The following is a 20,422-nucleotide window of genomic DNA, read 5'->3' on the forward strand; positions in this document are numbered from 1 at the left end:
TCACTCAGGTGTCCGCCCTGCCGAGATCGGCCATGATCTCCTCGGTGTGGGCGCCGAGCCGAGGGGCAGGGCCGGCGACACGACCGGGAGTCCGCGAGAACCAGGCCGGCATGCCGGGAAAACGGACGGGGCCGTTCGGACTGTCCACCGTCTCGAAGAACCCCACTTCGTTCAGATGCGGGTGGTCGAACAGTTCGTCGAGGGCGCGGACCGGCGCGGCGGGAATGTCGAGGGACTTGAGCAGGTCCAGCCAGTCCTGCGTCGTACGCTCCAGGAAGGTCTCCCCCAGCAGGGCGTAGACGGTGTCGATCTGGCGGGCGCGTTGCTCGAGGGTGGCGAACTGCTCCCCCGCCCACGTCGGCCGCACGGCCTTCACGAAGGCCGACCACTGCTTGTCGTTGTAGACCAGCGCGGAGAGGTGGCCGTCCTTGGTCCGGTAGGGCTTTCGGTTGGGCGCCACCGCGCGGGGGTAGGCCGCGGAGCCCAATGGAGGGCTGAACATCGCGCCGTTGGCGTGCTCGACCAGCATGAACGCGGCCATGGTTTCGAACATGCCGACTTCCACCTCCTGGCCCTCACCGGTCCGCTCGCGGTGGAACAGCGCCATCATGGTGGCGTACAGGGCGGTCATTCCGGCCACCTTGTCCGCCATGATGGTGCCGACATAGCCGACCTGACCGGTCAACTGCTGCTGCGCGAACGGCAGACCGCACTCCGCCTGAATGGTGTCGTCATAGGCGGTGAGATCCGCGTCGGGGCCACGGCGGCCGTAGCCGTAACAGTTGGTGTAGATCACCGCCGGATTGACGGCGGCCACTTCTTCGTAGCCGAATCCGAGTCCGGCGATCGCCTTCGCGCGCATCGAATGGATGAACACATCGGCATTCCCGATGAGTTCGCGCAACGCGTCCTTGCCGTCGGCGGAGCGCAGATCGAGCACCACGCTGCGCTTCCCGCGGTTCACATTGACGAAGACGCCCGCCATGCCTGGTTCCGGACCGACCGATATGTAGCGGGTGTTGTCGCCGTCGGGGGGCTCGACCTTGATCACGTCCGCCCCCATGTCGGCCATGATCTGGGTGCAGTAGGGGCCCATGACCATCGCCGTCAGATCGACCACACGCACTCCCGACAGCGGGCCGGTGTGTGTCGTCGGACTGGGCCGCGGCGCGCCTGCCTTCACGTGTCGACCACTCCTCCGTCAGCGGACCCGGCCTCCGGCCCGAGCCTATAGGATGAATCCTTACAAGGATAGTGATAATAAGATGGCATGAGTCGTACCGATGCCGGTGGCACATCGCAGTACGCACACGACGGTTCCCAGGGCCTGACGGCCGGTCGGGGAAGGGCCGTCCCGAGGAGCATCGCCGAGGTACTGGACGCCTCGCTCGCCGCTCGCCCCCACGCGACGGCGATCGAAGCGGCCTCCGGCGCCTGGTCGTACGCCGAACTCGACGACCGGGCCCGACGGGCGGCCGGCGCGCTGTGGTCGCTCGGCGTACGCCCCGGCGACCGCGTCGCCGCCTGTCTCCCCAACGACCTCGACATCGTCGCGGCCTTCCACGGCACGCAGCGGATCGGAGCCGTCTGGGCGGGAGTCGGCGAAGCGCTCGCGGCAGGCGAGCAGCGGGAGTTGTACGAACTCTGCGAGCCGACGGTCGTCCTGGCCGGACCGCGCTGCCGACTGAGCTCGCCCGACTGTGTCGACCCCGATCGGTGGTCCCGGCTCGTGGCGAGCGCCGAACCGGCTCCCCGGGTCGAGCCGGCTCTCGACGCCCCGGCGGGGATCGCGTTCACCAGCGGTACGTCGGGACACCCCAAGGCGGTCGTGCACAGCCAGCGCAACCTGCTCCTGCCCGGCGCGGCCCTGGTCGCCACCCGCGGCTGGGGCCCCGAGCTGCGCAAGGGCGACAGCTTCCCACTGACGATCCTCAACCTCATGGTGCTGTCGACCCTGCTCACCGCACAGGCCGGGGGATGCTCCGTGGTCATGGACCGGCGGGACGTCGACGGGGTCGCCGACTGGATCTCCGCGCGGCGCGTCACGGTGTGGAACGGCGCCCCCGCCCAGCTCTACGACCTCGCCGCGCGCCCGCACCTCGACCTCGGCCCGCTCCAGGAGGTGTGGAGCGGGGGCGGCGACACACCGGACGCGTTGCGCCGCGCGTTCACCGAGGCGCACGGGCTGGTCCCCCGGGTCACCTACGGCCTGACCGAGGCCCCGACCGTCGTGTCCATCGACCCACCGGGCGACGAGTGGCGCCCCGGCACGAGCGGGCGGGTACTGCCGCACTACGACGTCGCGGCGTACGACGACGAGGGGCGCCGCCTGCCGGCCGGGGAGCTCGGCGAGTTGCGGCTGAGCGGAGCCACCGCCGGACCGTGGGCCGACAGGTGGCGGCCGATGCTCGGGTTCCGGGAGCGCGGCGGCGTCCGGCCGCCGGAGCCCGGCCCGGTCCCCACCGGTGATGTCGGCACCGTCGACGGCGAGGGGTGGCTGACGGTGCTGGACCGCAAGAAGCTCGTCATCATCCGGGGCGGCGCGAACGTCTACCCGCTGGAGGTGGAACGGGTCATCGCGACGCACCCGGACGTCTCCGCGGTCGCCGTGTGCGCGGTGCCGGACGACCGACTCGGACAGCGGGTGGCCGCGGTGGTCCGGAGCGCCGGTCCCCCGCTCGACGTCGAGGCGCTCACCGCGCACTGCCGGCGCGAGCTCTCCCCGTACAAGGTTCCGGAGATCTGGTCCCAGGTCGACGCGCTGCCGTTGAACGCGATGGGCAAGGTGCAACGCACCCGACTGGCCGAGCTCGTGGACCCGCGACGGCGCCCCGGAACAGCGTCAGCTTGACCCGGCCCTAATGGAGCGGGTTTGGAGGTGGCGCCCAACTGGCTGCTGGGTGGGCTCCTCCGTCCAGACACCCTTATGGGGTGGCAGGGACGCGTGACTCACGCCCCGCAGTCCACACAGCCTCGCCCCTGCGGGCGATGTTGTGGGAAGCGTTCCGGTCTGCATGGGCAACGACCCCGCAGTTCCGGCAGGTGAAGAGGGCCTGGCTTGCCCGGTTCTTCTTGTCGATGTGGCCGCACTCGCAGCACTGCTGCGAGGTGTAGGCGGGATCGACGAAGACCACGGGCACGCCGGCCCTGCGGGCCTTGTAGACGATGAAGTCTGCGAGCTGGGCGAAGGCCCAGGAGTGGAGTGCGACCCGTTGGGGCTTGCGGAGCCGTACCCTCTGCCGGATTCCATGGAGTTCTTCCAGGGAGATCCCGGCCGAGGTGCGTTCAGCCTCGGTCACGATCGTCTTGGCGATGATGTGGTTCTGGTTCTTCGCGTGGCGCTGTTCGCGCCGGTTGCGGGCCTTGAGCCGCCGCTTGGCGGACTTGGTGCCCTTGGCCTGCAACTTGCGGCGCAGGTCGAGTTGCCGCTTACGGTGCCGGTTCAGGCCGCGCCCGGCGGCCTGGTAGCCGGTGGACGTGGTGGCGATGTTGGCGATTCCAAGGTCCACGCCGTTGAAGTGGCCGGGCTCGTACTGCTCGGCCTCGGGAACGTCGCAGGTCGCCATCAGGTAGAAGACGCCGTCACGCTCGATCAGGTCAGACTCGCCCTGCCGGTGCTCCCGAAGCGTCTTGAGCGCATCCGGGGAACAGGCGAAGCGGACGTGTCTGATACGCCCGGCGGTCGTCCAGACCGACACGGTCTGCGCGTCGTACTGCCAGCTCAAGCACCGGTCGTCGTATGGCTGCGCGGCCTCGCGCCGGAAGGTGACGGGCTTCGCCCCGGCCCTGACGCGACGCTTCGATCCCGGCTTCCCCAGGTTCCCGGCCTTGATGTTGGCCTTGAGCGTCGTGTAGGCGTCGCGGGTCTTCTTGATGACGTGCTGGGCGGCCTGCGCCCCCAGTCCCCGCGCCCGGAGTTCGCCGTACGTGTGCTTGCGCAGCTCGTACTCACGCGGGACACCGCGCTCGAACGCCACCGCCGACACCCAGTTCGCGGCCTCGTTGACCGTGTGCAGCGTCACCGACAGCGCGGCGGCCTGCTCGGCCTCCGGCATCAGCTTCACTTGCACGACGATCTTCACGCGGATGATCGTACCGATCTATGGAACCACGATGGGGGCCAAACCCCGATATTCGCAGGGGCCGTACGGTCGTCTATTCCCTCCATGCCCACTTGGTCTGCACACCCAAATACCGGCGCGGACCATTCACCGACGAGATCCTTCGACGCTGCGAGGAAGTCATGCGTGCCGTCTGCACGGACTTCGAAACAGAGCTGGTCGAGTTCAACGGCGAGACCGATCACGTGCACCTGCTGGTGCACTACCCGCCGAAGGTCTCCGTCCCGGTTGGCCGGCTCCCTCAAGGGGTCTTTGCCCGCAGGCTCCGTCAGGAGTTTCCCGGACACATCCGCAAGTACCTGTGGGGTGACCACTTCTGGTCGCCCTCGTACTTTGCCGCCTCGTGCGGGGGCGCCCCGCTGTCGATCATCAAGGAGTACATCGAGAACCAGAAGCGCCCCGGCTGAGGTCAACCGTGTGGACCCGTGGGAACTTGCGGGTCACAGCAGTCCAGACAGGCGCTTCCTCCCGGGCGCGAACGCCCGGGGTTCCGCGCTAGATCCTGCTGAAAGCCCCCCGCGTATCACTGCTAGCCTTGCAATCATGGAACGTACAGGGTCCGAGCACACCAAGATCGGGCAGATGCGCATGGCGGAGCTGGTGGCCGCCGCGCTGCGCGACCGGATCCTCGCGGGCGGCATCGGTGACGGCTCCACGCTCCCCAAACAGGACGAACTGGTCCAGGAGTTCGGCGTCAGCTACCCCTCGGTGCGCGAGGCGCTGCGGATCCTGGAGACCGAGGGCTTCATCACCGTGCGCCGCGGCAACCGCGGCGGCGCCACGGTGCACGCTCCCGACATCGGGACCGCCGGCTACGCCCTCGGTCTGACGCTCCAGGCGATGCAGGTCGGGGTTCCCGACCTCGGCGCCGCCCTCGCCACCCTCGAACCGCTGTGCGCGGCTCACTGCGCGCAGCGGGCGGACCGCGAGCGCGTGGTGGTGCCCCGGCTGCGGGAGTTGCTCGCCGCGAGCGAGAGCTGCATCGACGACGGTGCGGCGTTCACCCGCGCCTCGCGCGAGTTCCACGACGTCGTCGTCGGGTTCGACCCCAACGCGACCCTGCGCGTCGTCGTGAAGAGCCTCACGTCGCTCTGGTCGGTCCAGGAGGAGGCCTGGGCGGACCTCCAGGTCTCGCGGGGCGACTACCCCTCGCGCGCCGACCGTGCCCTCGCGCAGCGGGCGCACGAACGTCTCGTGACGAGCATCGAGCAGGGCGACGCCGACGAGGCGGCGCGGATCGCGGAGGAGCACCTCACGGCGACTCAGCGCTGGGTGTGCCGCACGCTCAAGAACCGGGTCATCGACGCCGCGTCCGCCCGCAGCCGTATGCGGTTCCGCCGTGGCTGACGCCGGGGGCCATGGAGCCAGGGGCCCGGTAAAGTCATCATCCTTGTAAGGATGGAGCGCCCGCCTTAGGATGCCTGCCGGGCCGGTCCGCGATCAGCGCCGCAGCCGCCCTCGACACGCCCTGCCGTCGAAGGGAGACCCGCGTGGCGCCCGACCCCGATGTCGCCGCACGGATGTTCGGCCTCGATGGACGGGTGGCGGTCGTGACCGGTGCCTCGTCGGGGCTGGGAGCGGCGGTGGCGCACGCACTCGCCTCGCTCGGCGCCCGGGTCGCCGTGGTGGCCCGCCGTCACGACCGGCTGGCCGAGCTCGCCCAGGGGATCGACGGCCTCGCCGTCCCCTGCGACCTGTCCGACCTCGACCGGATCGGCTCCGTGGTGCCCACGGTCGTCGAGAAGCTGGGACCGCCGGAGATCCTCGTCAACGCCGCCGGGAACATGTTCACGACCGAGCGCGCCGAGTCCGAACCGCTCGACGCCGTCCGCCGGACCGTGGACCTCAACCTGCTGGCCCCGTTGCTGCTCGCGCAGGCCGTCTTCCCCCACATGCGCGCCCTGGGCCGCGGTGCGATCGTCAACGTCTCGTCCATCAGCGGCCGGGTCGGCATCCCCGGTATCCCGCAGGCCTCGTACGCGGCGAGCAAGGCCGGCCTGTCCGGCCTGAGCGCCGAACTCGCGGTGCAGTGGGCGCGGCATTCGATCCGGGTGAACACGGTCGCCCCCGGCTTCTTCCGCAGCGAGATCACCAGCCCGCTCTACGAGGGTGAGCGCGCCGCCGAGTACCTGCGCCGCAACACCCCGCTGCCCAAGGAGGGGACCGCCGACGACATCGTCGGCGCGGTCCTGTGGCTCGTCGGCGACGCCGGAAGCTATGTCACCGGGCAGACGGTCGTCGTCGACGGGGGCTGGACCGCCCGCTGACAGCACCTCCTGCCGAGTAAAGGGAAACGGCTACGCTGAGGTCATGCCGTCCACACGTCGCACAGCGCGCCAGACCGACCTGCTCGAAAGGCTGGTCGCCCTGCTGGCGGCGGAAGGTTTCGCCTCGTTCACGCTCGACGAGCTGACCGAACGGCTGCGCTGCTCGAAGACGACGTTGTACCAACTGGCGGGCAGTAAGCAGGAGTTGGTCCGCGAGGCCGTGAAGCACTACTTCCGGAGCGCGGCCGAGGCCATCGAGAAGCAGGTGGCGGACACCTCGGCGCCCGCGGAGCGCGTGGTGGTCTACCTGAACGCGGTCGCGCAGCAGTTGAGGCCGCTGTCCCGGCGATTCCTCGACGACATGGCCGGATTCGAACCGGCCCGCGAGGTGTACGAGGCCAACACCCGCCTGGCCGCGGGCCGGATCAGACAGCTGATCGCGGACGGCGTCGCCGCCGGCGCGTTCCGTGACGTCCACGCCGCGTTCGTGGGCGAGGTCGTCGCCGCCACCATGCAGGAGATCCAGCGCGGCGAGGTGTCCGCGCGCACGGGGCTGACCGACGCGGAGGCGTACGCCGAGTTGGCGTCGCTCATCGTGCACGCGGTCTCGCCCTGACCGCGGGGGTGACGGCCGGGGAGCCGACACCCCAGTCCCGCAGCACCGACTCGGTGTCCGCGCCCGGCGCGCCCGGCGCCGAGGGCCGCCGGTTGGGCGTGCGCGAGAAGCGCGGGGCGGGGGCGGCCTGGAGGATGCCGTCGACCTCGATGAGAGTGCTCCGGGCCACCACGTGCGGATGCGCTCCCGCCTCCGCGAACGTCAGCACGGGGGTGACGCACGCGTCCGTGCCGGCGAAGTGCGCGGCCCACTCGTCGCGCGTACGGGAGGCGAACCGCCGCGCGAACCGGGCGCGCAGCGCGGGCCAGCCGCCACGGTCGCCCTGGGCGGACGGGTGGGCCCCGGTGATGCCCAGCCCCTCCAGCAGCGCCGCGAAGAACTGCGGTTCGAGTGCGGCGACGGCCACGTACTTGCCGTCGCCGCACTCGTAGGTGTCGTAGAAGGGGGCGGCCCCGTCGAGGAGGTTGGCGCTCCGCTCGTCCGACCACTCGCCCATGCCGCGCAGCGCGTACGTCATCTGCCCCAGCAGGGCGGTCCCGTCGACCATGGCGGAGTCCACGACCTGCCCGGCCCCGGAGCGTGCGCGCTCCCAGAGCGCGGCCAGGACGCCGATGACCAGGAGCATGGACCCGCCCCCGAAATCTCCGACCAGATTGAGCGGCGGGGGCGGCGGATCACCGGCACGGCCCATCGCGTGGAGCAGCCCGGTGAGACCGATGTAGTTCAGGTCGTGCCCGGGATCCTGGGCGAGCGGGCCGTCCTGACCCCAGCCGGTGACGCGTGCGTAGACGAGCCCCGGATTGTCCCTGCCGCAGTCCTCGGGGCCGACGCCGAGGCGCTCGGCGACGCCCGGCCGGAGGCCCTCGATCAGCACATCGGCCCGGGCGGCGAGCGCCCGTACCAGCGCACGTCCCTCGGACTCCTTGAGATCGGCGAACACCGAGCGGCGGCCGCGCCGCACGATGTCGGTCGCGTCCTGCGGGCCGAGCCGCAGCGCCCGGCCGGAGGGCCGCTCGACGCGCACCACGTCGGCGCCGAGATCGGCCAGCACCATGGCCGCGTGCGGAGCCGGCCCGAGTCCCGCGAGTTCGAGGACGCGTAGACCGACGAGGGGACCTGCGGATCCATCGCTGGACTGCATGGCATCACGGTACCAAAAACGATACTGTTGTATCGCTCGCCGTATCATTGATTTCTGAGCGACCGAGGAAATCCCATGCCAGCTACCCGCACGCTTCCCACCCCGGAAGCAGTCGACCTGATCGGCCTGACCCGTGAACTCGCCGAGAAGGAGCTCGCGCCCCGCGTCGTCGAGGCGGAGGCCGAGGAGAAGTTCCCCCGCGAGGTCTTCCGCACGCTCGGCCGGGCGGGCCTGCTGAGCCTGCCCTACGCCGAGGAGTACGGCGGCGGGGACCAGCCCTACGAGGTCTACCTCCAGGCCCTCGAGGAGATCGCCGCCGTGTGGGCCAGCGTCGGGGTCGGCGTCTCGGTGCACGCGTTGTCCTGCTTCGCCCTCGCCGCCTTCGGCACCGAGGAGCAGCGCAAGGAGTGGCTGCCCGACATGCTCAGCGGCGAGCTGCTCGGCGCCTACTGCCTGTCCGAGGCCCACGCCGGTTCCGACCCCGCCGCGATGCGCACCCGGGCCGTCAGGGACGGCGACGACTACGTCCTGAACGGCGCCAAGGCGTGGACCACCCACGGCGGGCACGCGGACTTCTACACGATCATGGCGCGTACGTCCGACGCGGGCTCGGGCGCGATCTCCTGCTTCCTCGTGCCGGCCGACACCCCCGGCCTGATAGCCGATCCGCCCGAGCACAAGATGGGTCTGACCGGGTCGGCCACCGCGACCATCCGTCTGGAGGACGTGCGCGTCCCGGCGGATCGCCGGATCGGCGAGGAGGGCCAGGGACTCAAGATCGCCTTCGCCGGGCTGGACTGCGGACGACTGGGCATCGCGGCCGTGGCCACGGGCCTGGCCCAGGGTGCGCTGGACCACGCGCTGCGCTACTCGCGCGAACGGGAGACCTTCGGCCGCCCGATCATCGAACACCAGGGCCTGGCGTTCGTCCTCGCGGACATGGCCGCGGCGGTCCAGGCCTCCCGGGCCACCACGCTCGCCGCCGCCCGGCTCAAGGACCAGGGACTCCCGTTCGCCTGCGAGGCGTCCATCGCCAAGCTGATCGCCACGGACAACGCCATGAAGGTCACCACGGACGCCGTCCAGGTCCTCGGAGGCGCCGGCTACACCCGCGACTTCCCGGTCGAGCGCTATATGCGGGAGGCCAAGGTCATGCAGATCTTCGAGGGCACCAACCAGATCCAGCGCCTGATCATCGGTCGCGCGCTGCGGGAGAGCGACCGGGGCACCCTCCGGGTCCAGAACTAGGGCCCGTCCGGCGGACCCCAAGAGTGCGGGAGCCCGTGAAGCCGGGCTCGTAGGGCGCGGGCCATGCGGTCCGCGCCTTCCGCTGTCACCCCCTCCGACCCCGGGCGGTCCAGGAGCCCGAAGATGCCCGGCCCCCGGTGTGCGGCGGGCAGATCCGCCATGCGCGGCACGATGTGGAAGTGCACGTGCGCGAAGCCCTCGGACTCGGCGAACTGGACGACGTAGGTCTTGAGGCAACCCGTCACCCCGCGCAGCGCCCTGGAGAGCCCGACCTGCCACACCCCCAGGGCCCCGGCCTCGGCGTCGGTGAGGTCGTGGACGGCCGTGACGTGCCGCCGCGGCAGCAGCACCAGCCAGCCGGGCACCGCGGTGTTGAAGCTGTGAGCCACCCGCCAGTACTGGTCGAACGCGATGCGTTCGCGTGGCGGTAGTTCGTCGAACCGCGCTTCCTTGCCGCATGCGTAGCAGGGGGGAGTCGTCATGCCCCCGGATCGTAGAACGCCCATCCCGCGCACTCCCTCATCCACCGCATGTTACTGCCCATGGTTATTTTACATTCGATGGTAACTATGCCTTAGGATGCAGAACGCTGCGGCCCGAAGGAGCACCCGCGCCCCGAGGTCGTCGCGCACCGACCCCCTGCCCCGCAGCCACCACGAGCGGTGGCATCAACCGCACACAAGAAGGAAATCCCCATGCACCTCACTCTCCTGGGCGCCACCGGTCCCACCGGCCAACTCGTGCTCCAGCAGGCCCTGAAGGCCGGTCACCGGGTCACCGCCCTGGTCCGTGACCCCGCCCGGCTCCCCCAACGTGACGAGCCCGACGTCACCGTGGTCACCGGCGACGCCACCCGTACAGAGGACCTCGCCCGGGCCATGACCGGCAGTCGGGCGGTGGTGTCCGCGCTCGGCGCGGGCAGCGCCCGCACATCCGACCTCGCCAGCCGCGCCGCCCAGGCGCTCGTCCCCGCCGCCCGGGCCACCGGCGTCCAGCGGATCGTCGTCCTGTCCGCCTTCGGCGTGGGTGACACCCTCCGGCACTACACCGCCGTCCCGAGAACCTTCGTCAGGCTGTTGCTGCAGGGCGTCTTCGGCGACAAGGCCGTCGCCGACGAACTCCTGCGCGGCAGCGGCCTCGACGTGACCCTCGTCTACCCCACCATCCTCACCAAGGGCCCCTACACCGGCACCTACACGGTGATCGAGACCCCTGGGAAGAAGATCGGCGGCCGCATCAGCCGCGCCGATGTCGCCGACTTCATGCTCCGCCAGGTCGACAGCGAGGAATGGTCACATCGCACCGCCATCCTCACCCACTGAGCCCGCCGAGCCCACTGAGCCCGCTGAGCCCGCGGAGCCCACTGAAGCCAATGAGCCCGCCGAGGCCACTGAAGCGACTGACTCGACGAACACAGCGGCCCCCGGCCGGTCCGTCAGCCGCCCGCCTCGACCCGGCGGCGCACCGCGCCGAGCAGCATCTCCAGGCCGAACTCCATCTCCGCCTCGTGGTCGCACACGGCCAACTCGGCCGCCACGGCGGCGACGGCGGGAAAGCCGCTGTCGACCAGGTCCTGCTCCCTGGAGGCGATGATGCCCGGGATCGCTCCGGCGTACGTGGGGGCCGAGCCCACCTCACGTGCGAGGGTCCCGATCAGGAACGCGATGAAGGCCCGCAGGACACGGACGGCGGCGGGGCCCTCGACGCCGGCGCGGCCCAGCACGCGGAGCGCCGCCTCGACGACCGGCAGAGCGGCGGGCGCGTTCATGCGCCGGGTCAGCACCAGCGGGGCGGATCGCGGATACCGCAGTGCGGCGGCCCGGAACGCCCGTGCCAGCGCGCGCAGTTCGTCCGCCCAGTCCATGGTGCCGGGCTCCGGGATCGCGATCCCCCTCAGGATCACGTCGGCCATGGCGTCCAGCACGTCGGCCTTGTCGTCGACGTGGTTGTAGAGCGACATGGTCCGCACTCCGACGGCCGCCGCGACCTTGTGCAGCGACAGCTTCTCGATGCCTTCGGCCTCGGCCAGCTCCAGGGCGCGCTGCACGATCTCGTCCCTGGTCAGCGGCCCCCGCCGGGTCATCCTCTGTGCCATCGCCCATCCCTTCGCCGCACGGTAACACCCCTCGACTTACGGTATCAGTTTTCGCGTCTGGATCCTTGACAGTACTTATGCCGTAAGCCTACGTTTCGAAGAAGATGGACTTACACCGCAAGTTTCTCTTCATAACTTGTTGGCCAACAAGCAAGTGCGAGCGGGACACCTACATCAAGACGGAGAACCACTGATGACCGACACCATGCGCGCACTGCTCGGCGGCGCCGGACCCGACTGGGAGGTCCGCGAGGTCGACATCCCGACGCCGGGACCGGGCATGCTCCTCGTCCGCGTCCGCGCCGCCGCCCTCAACCGCGCGGATCTTCACATGCTGGAGGGCGTGTACAACCCCCGGGCGAAGACCAGCGACCTGTTCACCGCCGGCCTCGAGCTCGCCGGTGAGGTCGCGGCCTTCGGCGACGGCGTGACGGACCTCGCGGTCGGGGACCGGGTCATGGGCGTGACCCTCGGCGCGTTCGCCCCGTACGCACTGGTCGACCACCGCCATGTGATCCCGGTGCCCGCGTCCCTGTCGTGGACGGACGCGGCAGCCCTGCCGGTCGGGCTCGCGACCGAGCACGACGCCCTGACACAGGGCGGCTTCACCGCGGGGCAGCGTGTGCTCGTCACCGGAGCGACCTCCTCGGTCGGCCTGCTCGGCGTGCAGCTCGCCAAGGCACTCGGCGCGTCCCTCGTCGTCGCCACGACCACCTCGGCGAGCAAGGCGGCCACCCTCAAGGCCGTCGGCGCGGACGTGGTCGTCGACACCGGCGCCGAGAACCTCGCCGAAGCCGTCGCCGGTGCCACCGAGGGCGCCGGGGTCGACCTCGTTCTCGACCAGGTCGGTGGCCAGGTCTTCGCCGACACGTTCCTGGCCACGCGCGTCGGGGGCACCATCGTCAACGTGGGCCGGCTGGCGGGGGCCGGGTCCGCCGTCGACCTCGACCAGTTGTCGTTCCGACGACTCAGGGTGCTGGGGACGACCTTCAGCGTGCGCACCCCCGACGAACTCGCCGACGTCTGCGCCGCCGTCACGTCCGCTGTCCTGCCCGCCGTCGAGGACGGCCGCGTCCGCGCCGTCGTCGACCGGGTCTTCGGCTTCGACGACGCGAGGGCCGCGGCCGACCACATGCGCTCCGACCAGGCAGTCGGCAAGATCGTCCTCGAACTGCCGTAGCCACCCCGCGTCCGGGTCCCGGCACGGCCATCACCGTAGGAGCTCCCATGAGTCGTCACGCAGTCGTCTCCCGCAGGTCCCAGGAGGATCGGCGGGCCGAGGCGGAACGGCGGTTGCTGGACGCGGCGGCGGAGCTGATCGGCGAGATCGGTACCTCGCGGGTGACACTGGCCGCCATCGGGGAGCGCGCCGGTTACAGCCGGGGCCTGGTCACCCATCACTTCGGCTCCAAGAGCGCCCTGATGCAGCGGCTCGTGGACGTCGTCACCGCGGAGTTCCGCGCGGCGCTCACCGAAGCCGCTCCCTCCCCCTCACCCAGGGACGAACTCCGCGGCCTGATCGGCACGTTCATGAACCTGGTGGCCGAACGTCCGCCGCTGCACCGCGCGTTCCTCGTGCTGTGGTCCGACGCGATGGTCACCTCGCCGGACGCGCGCCCCGCCATGGCCGCCTCCGACCGCATGTTCCGCGGGGAGATCGAGGACCGCCTCCTGCGTGGAGTGGCCGCCGGGGACTTCCCCCGCGATGTGGATCCCCGGGGCCTCGCGACCGTGCTCCTCGGCCTGTTGCGCGGCGTCGCGCTCCAGTACGTGCTCGACGGCGACGCGGTGGACCTCGACGCGAGCCGCCGCGAGATCGAACAACTGCTCAACGACCGCCTCCGCCTCTCCGCAGCAGCCGAGGCCGACCCGCCCGTCTAGACAGAAAGAAGCTGTCCCATGAGCCGGATCTTCGGGCAGATTGCCCAGATCGGATACGTCGTCCGTGACCTGCGTGCCTCGATGGAGCACTGGGTCGCGCAAGGGGTCGGCCCCTGGTTCTACATGGACCCGGTGCGGCTGGACCACTTCCGCTACCGGGGCGTCGACTCGGACATGAAGATGGCCGCCGCGGTCGCCAACTCGGGCGACATACAGATCGAACTGATCCAGCCCCTCGACGACGCGCCCTCCCTCTACAAGGACTTCCTGGACTCGGGGCGGGAGGGGGCGCAGCACGTCGCCTACTGGAGCAGGGACTACCAGGACTTGTACGACCGCGCCCTGTCCCTCGGCTACACGGTCGCCCAGGAGGGCTCGATCAGTGGCGGGCGCTTCGCCTACCTCGACACCGAGAAGGACTCGGGCACGGTCATCGAGATCTCCGACATCGGCGGGGCCAAGGGCGAGATCTTCGCCGCCCTCCGCGACCTCTCGGCCCGCTGGGACGGCAGCGACCCGATCCGCCGCTTCGGCTGATCCGCCGGCGTGGACGCGGCATCGGCGCGCCGACGACAGAGCGGAGGCGTCGGCGGGCGAGGGCCGGCGCGCTGCTCCGGGCCGACCGGCCGCCGCCGTACCGAACCGACCACTCCCTCGTACACAGTGCTCCCCGAGGAGGAGAGTTGAAGCTCGCCTGGAAAGACGCCGACGTCGCGGAGATGCCGTCCGTCGGCACCCACATCACCGCCTTCGACGGCCTGGACGAGGTCCCCGGCGGATACGGCGCCAAGCTGGCGTGGGCCCGCTCCCGCGCCCAGGCGTTCCGCGCCGAGTTCGCCTCGACCGGCACCCCCGACACCGTCACCACCTGCGATCTGGTCACCCTTCCCTACCCGACGAGGTTCGGACTGTTCCGGGCGAGCAGGGCCATCGCTCCCTTCCTCTCCATCACCAACCGGATGCTCGTCGTCCGGTGGCGGGAGGAGGACGGCCGCCGGCGCGTGCTGCTGTTCGAACCGAGCGATGTCGAACTCGGCCAGAACACCCCGTACTTCGCCGCGCTGATCCGGCGCACCCCCGCGCCGCTGCGGTCGCTGCTGACCACCGAGCACGGCACGGTGCTCCAGCACCTGGCCCGGCTGGGCATCGCACCCGCCGACGTCGACTACCTGATGTTCGACCATCTGCACACCCAGGACCTGCGCCGCTGGATCGGCACCACCGGCCCGCAGGCCGACCTCGGCGGCGCCGTCGAGCCGGTCTTCCCCGACGCCAAGGTCATCGTGCAGCGCCACGAACTGCTCGCCATGACCCAACTGCACCCGCTGCAGCAGCCCTGGTACCAGCCCGAGACCTATCGAGACGTGCGGCCCGACGCCTTCCTGGCCGTGGACGGCTCTCTGGTCCTCGGACCGGGTGTCGCCGTGGTCGAGACGCCGGGGCACGTCTACGGCAACCAGACCCTGGTGCTCAACACCTCCACGGGCATCTGGGCCAGCAGCGAGAACGCGATCGCCACCGAGTGCCTGACGCCGGAGCACTCGCGGATGCCGGGTGTCGCGCGCTGGGCGCGCACCTGGCAGCAGGAGGTGGTCCTCAACGCCAACACCATCGAGACCACCGCCGACCAGTACAACTCACTGATCATCGAGAAGACCCTGGTCGACCGCGCCCAGTCCGACCCCCGATTCCTTCAGTTCTTCCCCTCCAGCGAGCTGACCGCCTCCTGGACCAATCCCGGTACCACGCCGACCTTCTCCCACAAGGCCATCCGCCACACGGCGTGACCGACCCGCAGACCGGAGCACCCATGATCACCGATGACGTCCGCAAGGCCCGGCAGAAGCTGGTCCTGGACCACTTCCGCGACGAGGTCCGCCAGGACTGGGACGACGTCCTGTCGACGTTCCCGCATCCGCACTACGAGCTGATCCCGACCATGACCGTCCACGACGGCCAGGGCGAGGTGCGCGGCTACTACCACGACAGCCGGGTCGCCTTCCCCGACCAGGACCACGAGATCATCGCCCTTCGGCACAGCGACGACGCCGTGATCGCCGAGTTCTGGCTGCTGGGCACCCATCTCGGCCCGCTCGGCGCCATCCCGCCCACCGGCAACCGCTTCCGGGTACGGATGACGGCGTACTTCATCTTCGACGCCGAGGAGAACCTGGTCTGCGAGCGCATCTACTTCGACACCCTGACACTCCTCAAGCAGCTGATCGGCGGCCTCGACCTGAGGAATCCGAGGAACTGGGTACTGGCCGCCCGATGCGTCAGGGGACTTCTCAAGACGTCCGGCGACAAGCCCCACCCCGCACTCACCCGCACCACTCCCCCCGCCTTCGCCGACTGAGTCACCGAGGACACGTCCGCCATGAAAGTTCACCACCTCAACTGCGGCACCATGCGCATGCCCACCGCGCCCATGGTCTGCCATGTCCTGCTCGTCGAGACGGCGGGCGGCCTGGTCCTGGTCGACTCCGGCTACGGCCTGGCGGACATCGCCGATCCCGGGCGACGGGTGGGCCCGGCCCGCCACTTGGTCAGGCCGGTCCTCCGCGCGGACGAGACCGCCGTCCGCCAGGTCGAGAAGCTCGGCTTCGACCGCACGGACGTCCGCCACATCGTCCTCACCCACTTCGACGCCGACCACATCGGCGGTCTCTCCGACTTCCCGGACGCCCAGGTCCACGTCACGGCCGCCGAGGCGCTCGGGGCGGTGCACGCCCCGTCCCGGCGGGAGCGGATCCGCTACCAGGCGGCCCAGTGGGCGCACGGCCCGAAGCTCGTCGAACACAAGCCCGACGGGGAGAAGTGGCGCGGTTTCGCCGCGGCGAGGGAACTCGACGCCATCGCCCCCGGAATCGTCCTGGTCTCACTGCCGGGCCACACCCGGGGACACGCCTGTGTCGCCGTCGACACCGGCACCCGCTGGCTGCTGCACAGCGGTGACGCCTTCTACCACCACGGAACGCTGGACGGGCGCGCCCGGGTGCCCGCCGCCCTGCGGGCCATGGAGAGCGTCATCGCGTTCGACCTGAAGAAGGTGCGCGACAACCACGCCCGGCTCGCCGAGCTGCACCGGCGCGCGGAGCCCGACCTGGCGATCGTCAACGCCCACGACCCGACCCTCTTCGAGAGGATGCGCGCCGACTCGTAGCGGCTGCCGGGCACACTTCACAGTACAGATCACGGCACAGGTCACGGCACAGGTCACGTCCAGAGAGGAAGCCGTCATGGCTGTCATGCGCGCAGTGCGTCTGCACTTCCCGACCCACGAGCTGCGGGTCGAGGAGGTCGACCGGCCCATCCCCCGTGCGGGAGAGGTCCTCGTCAAGGTGGAAGCGGCCGGGGTGTGTCTGTCCGACGTCCACCTGATCTCCGGGGAACTCGGCGGCACACCCGCGCTGTTACGGGGCGACACGGTGACCCTGGGCCACGAGGTGGCCGGCACCGTCGCCGAGCCGGGTCCGGACGCGGACGGCTGGGCGGTCGGCGACCGCGTCGTCCTGCAGGCCGGCGAGTACCGCGACGGGCGGGCCTGGACCCGCGGTGTCGACTACGACGGAGGCTGGGCCGAGTTCGCGCTCGCCCGGATCGACACCCTGGTCCCGCTCCCGGACTCGATCCCCTTCGAGCAGGGAGCGGTCATCCCCGACGCGGTCTCCACCCCATGGGGCGCCATCACCGACACCGCGGGCATCCGCCCCGGCGAGGCGGTCGGGGTGTGGGGCATCGGAGGTCTGGGCACACACGGGGTGCAACTGCTGCGCATGGTGGGCGCCTGCCCCGTCATCGCCGTCGACCCCTCCCCCGCGGCCCGCGACCGCGCCCTCGCCTTCGGAGCGGACCTCGCCCTCGATCCGGCCGACCCCGCTCTGGCGGACAAGGTCGCCGCCGCCACCCGCGGGGCCGGCATCGAGGCCGCCTTCGACTTCGCCAGCGTCACCCCGGTGCGCGAGCAGGCCCTGTCCGTGCTGGCCGACGGCGGCAAGCTCGTCCTCGTGGGGCTGAGCGGAAAGCCGGTCACCATCGCGGACAGCACCACCTTCAGTACCCGCGAGCTACGGCTGCTGGGCCACTACGGCTCCGGCACGAACGCGGTGGCGCAGCTCATCCACCTCACCGAGAACGGGCGGCTGGACTTCTCCCGCTCCATCTCGGACGTACTGCCCCTGGAGCAGGCGGCCGAAGCCGTCGAACGGCTGGAGCACAAGAAGGGCGATCCGATCCGCCTGGTGCTGCGCCCCTGAGCGGTACCACGTCGCCTTCCGCCGGCCCCCGCGTACGGCCGCGGAGAAAGTCACCGCGGGGGCCGCGCGGCGGTCGTCAGGGTGTCGAGCCCGGCGCGCAGGAAGGTCATCGCCGCCTCGATGTCGGCTTCCTCACGACGGTGCACCACTTCGCCGACGACCGCTGCCGCGGCGACGGCCGCGATGCGCGGGCCGAAGTCGCCCGGGGCACTGCCCTGCTCCTCGGCGAGGATGCGGGTGGCGTCCTGGACGGCCTCGGCAAGGCGGGCGCCGGCCACCGCCCTGAGCTGCGGGTTGAACTCGAGCATGCGGTGAGTGAGGTCGTCCAGGTCGCCTCGGTGGGCGACCTCCTCACGCAGCCAGTGCTCCAGCGCGTCGAGGGCCCCCCATCCCTCCTGGCGCTCGCGCATCGCGGTGGCGAGCCGGTCCGCGAAGGCCTCGGGGCGCGACAGCGCGAGCTCCAGCTTGGAGGGGAAGTAGAGCGTGACGGTCCGCGGCGAGACCTCGGCGGCCGCGGCGATGTCGGCGATGGTCGTCGCGTCGAAGCCTCGTTCGGCGAAGAGTTCGTACGCCGCCCGGACGATCGCTTCCCTGCGCCGGGCCTTGCTCCGCTCCCGCAGACCATCGCTCATCATGCCCGCACTTTACCATCTTCAGCTAATTTGCACTGGACTGCAAAAATACCGCCTCAGAAGTTGATCATGTGTCCGGCCAGGCCGTGCACGGCTTCCTTCACCGCTTCACCCAGGGTCGGGTGGGCGTGGACATTGCGGGCGACCTCGTGCACGGTCAGGTCCCACTGCTGCGCCAGCGTCAGCTCCGGGAGCAGCTCCGTCACGTCCGGACCGATCAGATGGCCACCGAGGAGCTCGCCGTACTTGGCGTCGCTGATCAGCTTCACGAAGCCGACCGTGTCACCCAGGCCGTGCGACTTGCCGTTGGCCGTGAAGGGGAACTTGGCGACCTTGACGTCGTAGCCCCGCTCCCTCGCCTGTTCCTCGGTGTAGCCGAAACTGGCGATCTGCGGCTGGCAGTACGTGGCACGCGGGATCATCACATAGTCCAGCTCCATGGTCTCCGCGTCCGCGATCGTCTCGGCCGCGATGATTCCCATGGACTCGGCGTTGTGCGCGAGCATCAGCTTCGCGGTCACATCCCCGATCGCGTAGATGTGCGGTACGGACGTACGGCAGCGGCCGTCGACGTCGATCGCGCCACGCTCGGTGACGCGTACGCCCGTGGCCTCCAGGCCGTAACCGGTGACGTTCGGCGCGAAGCCGATCGCCTGGAGGACCTTGTCGGCCTCCAGCACCTTCTGCGCACCGTCCTTGCCGGTGACCGTCACCCGCACCTGCGGGCCCGACTCGTCGATCGACTCGACACGTGTCGAGGTGAGTACGTCGATGCCCAGTTTCCGGTACTGCTTGGCGAGTTCGGCGGAGACGTCCGCGTCCTCCAACGGGGCCACCCGGTCCAGGAACTCGACGACCGTGACCTTCACTCCGTAGTTGTGCAGGACGTACGCGAACTCGATGCCGATGGCCCCGGCGCCCGCGATCACGATGGAGCGCGGCAGCTCCTCGGCGAGGATCTGCTCCTCGTAGGTGACGACGCGGTCGCTGAGCCGGGTGCCGGGCAGCAACTTGGGGGTGGCGCCGGTGGCGATGATGCAGTCGTCGAAACCGACAGTCTTCGTGGTGCCGTCGGCGAGGGCGACCTGGAGCGTGTGGGCGTCTAGGAAGGTGCCGCGGCCGTCGATCTCGGTGATCGCGTTCTTCTTCATCAGGAAGTGGACGCCCTTGACACGGCCGTCCGCGACCCGGCGGCTGCGCCGGAACGCCTCGCCGTAGTCGAAGGAGACCTCGCCGTCGACCTTGATGCCGAAGGTCTTCGCCTCCCGCGTGAAGATGTGCGCCAGCTCCGCGTTCCGCAGCAGTGCCTTCGTGGGGATGCAGCCGACGTTCAGACAGACACCGCCCCAGTACCGCTCCTCGACGACCGCGACCCGCTTGCCGAGTTGCGCGGCGCGGATGGCGGCGACATAGCCGCCCGGTCCTGCTCCGAGTACGACCACGTCGAAGCGCTCGTCCATGAGTGGATCCTTCCGGTGAAGCCCGGCTCAGAGCCGGTCCAACATCCTCTGCACCATCTGACCCTGTGACCTTATGTCTTCAGTGCCGCTACGGCGCTTTTCGTGTCCGTGATGACATGAGCGTAGGTCGGACCGTTCAATTCATGGGCGGCCCTCATGAGTTCGCTCGAGTACGCCGCGGTGGCGTCGGTCACCAGCGACACATGGAATCCGAGTTCCATCGCGTACTTGGCCGTGGTCTCGATGCAGGTGTTCGCCAGCAGTCCGATGACGATCACGTGGTCCACGCCTCGCTGACGCAGGCGCATCTCCAGGTCGGTGTTGGCGAACCCGCTCTGGGCCCAGTGCTGCACGACGACCGTGTCCGAGGGCTCGGGCCGCAGGGGCGGGTACCAGTCCCCGCCGAACGCGTCCTGGGCGAAGAGCTGATGCTTGTCCACGGAGCGTTGTGACGGGTTCGGGTGGGAGAAGGACTCGTACAGCCCGGGTGTCCAGCGGTGGTGCGGAACATAGAAGACCGGCACGTCGACCTCACGAGCGGTGGACACCAGTTCGGACAGATGGGCCCGCAGGTCGACTTCCCGCGCGACTTCCGCGATGCGCGGCCAGAGCTTGCCCTCGTCGGCGAGGAAGTCGTTCAGCGGATCGACCAGCAGAACCCCCGTCCGGCGCCGGTCGTAGTCGTACACCGTCATAGCTGCCTGC

22 protein-coding genes are annotated in these 20,422 nt (G+C 70.2%); 14 read left to right on the top strand and 8 right to left on the bottom strand.

Annotated elements, in window-relative coordinates; all coding sequences use genetic code 11:
• Positions 1 to 4: 4 nt before the first annotated feature.
• A complete protein-coding gene (locus FNV62_RS08690; RefSeq protein WP_225900204.1) occupies positions 5 to 1,183 on the bottom strand; it encodes a CaiB/BaiF CoA transferase family protein in 1,179 nt (392 codons plus the stop codon).
• Between the two features lie 87 nt (positions 1,184 to 1,270).
• Between FNV62_RS08690 and FNV62_RS08695 the strand changes: the two genes are divergently transcribed.
• A complete protein-coding gene (locus FNV62_RS08695) occupies positions 1,271 to 2,851 on the top strand; it encodes a class I adenylate-forming enzyme family protein (protein ID WP_143607300.1) in 1,581 nt (526 codons plus the stop codon).
• A gap of 73 nt (positions 2,852 to 2,924) precedes the next feature.
• On the opposite strand, the gene FNV62_RS08700 is transcribed toward FNV62_RS08695, so the two are convergent.
• Positions 2,925 to 4,082, bottom strand: a complete 1,158-nt coding sequence (locus tag FNV62_RS08700; RefSeq protein ID WP_225900205.1) for an RNA-guided endonuclease InsQ/TnpB family protein — start codon at positions 4,080 to 4,082, stop codon at positions 2,925 to 2,927.
• 20 nt (positions 4,083 to 4,102) lie between these two features.
• Here FNV62_RS08700 and tnpA point away from each other — a divergent pair, with 20 nt between their 5' ends.
• From tnpA to FNV62_RS08720, 4 genes are all read left to right on the top strand, one after another.
• Positions 4,103 to 4,528: an IS200/IS605 family transposase gene (tnpA, locus tag FNV62_RS08705; protein WP_143607301.1), complete on the top strand. Its 426-nt coding sequence runs from the start codon at positions 4,103 to 4,105 to the stop codon at positions 4,526 to 4,528.
• A gap of 136 nt (positions 4,529 to 4,664) precedes the next feature.
• Positions 4,665 to 5,468, top strand: coding sequence for a FadR/GntR family transcriptional regulator (locus tag FNV62_RS08710; protein WP_097283348.1), 804 nt, complete (start codon positions 4,665 to 4,667; stop codon positions 5,466 to 5,468).
• Positions 5,469 to 5,611: 143 nt separating this feature from the next.
• The gene (locus FNV62_RS08715; RefSeq protein ID WP_205522454.1) at positions 5,612 to 6,388 is read left to right on the top strand and encodes an SDR family NAD(P)-dependent oxidoreductase; all 777 of its coding nucleotides are present in this window, start codon (positions 5,612 to 5,614) and stop codon (positions 6,386 to 6,388) included.
• A gap of 43 nt (positions 6,389 to 6,431) precedes the next feature.
• On the top strand, positions 6,432 to 7,004 hold the full coding sequence (locus FNV62_RS08720; protein ID WP_054232974.1) for a TetR/AcrR family transcriptional regulator: 573 nt from the start codon (positions 6,432 to 6,434) through the stop codon (positions 7,002 to 7,004).
• Here FNV62_RS08720 and FNV62_RS08725 read toward each other — a convergent pair.
• Positions 6,979 to 8,145 (bottom strand): CaiB/BaiF CoA transferase family protein, encoded by a 1,167-nt coding sequence (locus FNV62_RS08725; RefSeq protein ID WP_097283349.1) that lies wholly within the window; start codon positions 8,143 to 8,145, stop codon positions 6,979 to 6,981. The two genes, FNV62_RS08720 and FNV62_RS08725, sit on opposite strands and share 26 nt — an antisense overlap.
• A gap of 75 nt (positions 8,146 to 8,220) precedes the next feature.
• Here FNV62_RS08725 and FNV62_RS08730 point away from each other — a divergent pair, with 75 nt between their 5' ends.
• Positions 8,221 to 9,393, top strand: coding sequence for an acyl-CoA dehydrogenase family protein (locus FNV62_RS08730; protein WP_054232976.1), 1,173 nt, complete (start codon positions 8,221 to 8,223; stop codon positions 9,391 to 9,393).
• Here the strand turns inward: FNV62_RS08730 and FNV62_RS08735 are convergent.
• A complete protein-coding gene (locus FNV62_RS08735) occupies positions 9,390 to 9,875 on the bottom strand; it encodes an HIT family protein (RefSeq protein ID WP_143612599.1) in 486 nt (161 codons plus the stop codon). The two genes, FNV62_RS08730 and FNV62_RS08735, sit on opposite strands and share 4 nt — an antisense overlap.
• A 213-nt stretch (positions 9,876 to 10,088) precedes the next feature.
• Between FNV62_RS08735 and FNV62_RS08740 the strand changes: the two genes are divergently transcribed.
• Positions 10,089 to 10,715 (top strand): NAD(P)-dependent oxidoreductase, encoded by a 627-nt coding sequence (locus tag FNV62_RS08740; protein WP_143612600.1) that lies wholly within the window; start codon positions 10,089 to 10,091, stop codon positions 10,713 to 10,715.
• Between the two features lie 113 nt (positions 10,716 to 10,828).
• Here the strand turns inward: FNV62_RS08740 and FNV62_RS08745 are convergent, their stop codons facing one another.
• On the bottom strand, positions 10,829 to 11,488 hold the full coding sequence (locus FNV62_RS08745) for a TetR/AcrR family transcriptional regulator (RefSeq protein ID WP_205522234.1): 660 nt from the start codon (positions 11,486 to 11,488) through the stop codon (positions 10,829 to 10,831).
• Positions 11,489 to 11,681: 193 nt separating this feature from the next.
• Between FNV62_RS08745 and FNV62_RS08750 the strand changes: the two genes are divergently transcribed.
• The 7 genes from FNV62_RS08750 (at position 11,682) to FNV62_RS08780 (ending at position 17,625) form a co-directional block, all read left to right on the top strand.
• A complete protein-coding gene (locus FNV62_RS08750) occupies positions 11,682 to 12,668 on the top strand; it encodes a zinc-binding dehydrogenase (protein ID WP_097283353.1) in 987 nt (328 codons plus the stop codon).
• Positions 12,669 to 12,715: 47 nt separating this feature from the next.
• Positions 12,716 to 13,369, top strand: coding sequence for a TetR/AcrR family transcriptional regulator (locus FNV62_RS08755; protein ID WP_143612602.1), 654 nt, complete (start codon positions 12,716 to 12,718; stop codon positions 13,367 to 13,369).
• 18 nt (positions 13,370 to 13,387) lie between these two features.
• Entirely contained in the window at positions 13,388 to 13,906 is a 519-nt protein-coding gene (locus FNV62_RS08760) for a VOC family protein (RefSeq protein WP_143612603.1), read from the top strand.
• 146 nt (positions 13,907 to 14,052) lie between these two features.
• On the top strand, positions 14,053 to 15,156 hold the full coding sequence (locus FNV62_RS08765; RefSeq protein WP_225900206.1) for a hypothetical protein: 1,104 nt from the start codon (positions 14,053 to 14,055) through the stop codon (positions 15,154 to 15,156).
• Between the two features lie 23 nt (positions 15,157 to 15,179).
• Positions 15,180 to 15,725: an ester cyclase gene (locus FNV62_RS08770; RefSeq protein WP_143612604.1), complete on the top strand. Its 546-nt coding sequence runs from the start codon at positions 15,180 to 15,182 to the stop codon at positions 15,723 to 15,725.
• A 21-nt stretch (positions 15,726 to 15,746) separates the two neighbouring features.
• Positions 15,747 to 16,532 carry an MBL fold metallo-hydrolase gene (locus tag FNV62_RS08775; RefSeq protein WP_143612605.1) on the top strand — a complete coding sequence of 262 codons (786 nt, stop codon included), beginning with the start codon at positions 15,747 to 15,749 and terminating at the stop codon, positions 16,530 to 16,532.
• A 76-nt stretch (positions 16,533 to 16,608) separates the two neighbouring features.
• Positions 16,609 to 17,625 carry a zinc-binding dehydrogenase gene (locus FNV62_RS08780; protein ID WP_143612606.1) on the top strand — a complete coding sequence of 339 codons (1,017 nt, stop codon included), beginning with the start codon at positions 16,609 to 16,611 and terminating at the stop codon, positions 17,623 to 17,625.
• A 50-nt stretch (positions 17,626 to 17,675) separates the two neighbouring features.
• Here the strand turns inward: FNV62_RS08780 and FNV62_RS08785 are convergent, their stop codons facing one another.
• The 3 genes from FNV62_RS08785 to FNV62_RS08795 all read right to left on the bottom strand — a co-directional run bounded on the left by FNV62_RS08785 (position 17,676) and on the right by FNV62_RS08795 (position 20,412).
• Complete coding sequence (locus tag FNV62_RS08785) at positions 17,676 to 18,260, bottom strand: TetR/AcrR family transcriptional regulator (protein WP_143612607.1); 585 nt, start codon at positions 18,258 to 18,260, stop codon at positions 17,676 to 17,678.
• A 53-nt stretch (positions 18,261 to 18,313) separates the two neighbouring features.
• The gene (lpdA, locus tag FNV62_RS08790) at positions 18,314 to 19,717 is read right to left on the bottom strand and encodes a dihydrolipoyl dehydrogenase (RefSeq protein WP_143612608.1); all 1,404 of its coding nucleotides are present in this window, start codon (positions 19,715 to 19,717) and stop codon (positions 18,314 to 18,316) included.
• Between the two features lie 71 nt (positions 19,718 to 19,788).
• On the bottom strand, positions 19,789 to 20,412 hold the full coding sequence (locus tag FNV62_RS08795) for an isochorismatase family cysteine hydrolase (protein WP_060897947.1): 624 nt from the start codon (positions 20,410 to 20,412) through the stop codon (positions 19,789 to 19,791).
• Between the last annotated feature and the right edge of the window lie 10 nt (positions 20,413 to 20,422).

Source organism: Streptomyces sp. RLB3-17 (genome assembly GCF_007113425.2).
Lineage (GTDB): Bacteria > Actinomycetota > Actinomycetes > Streptomycetales > Streptomycetaceae > Streptomyces > Streptomyces mirabilis_D.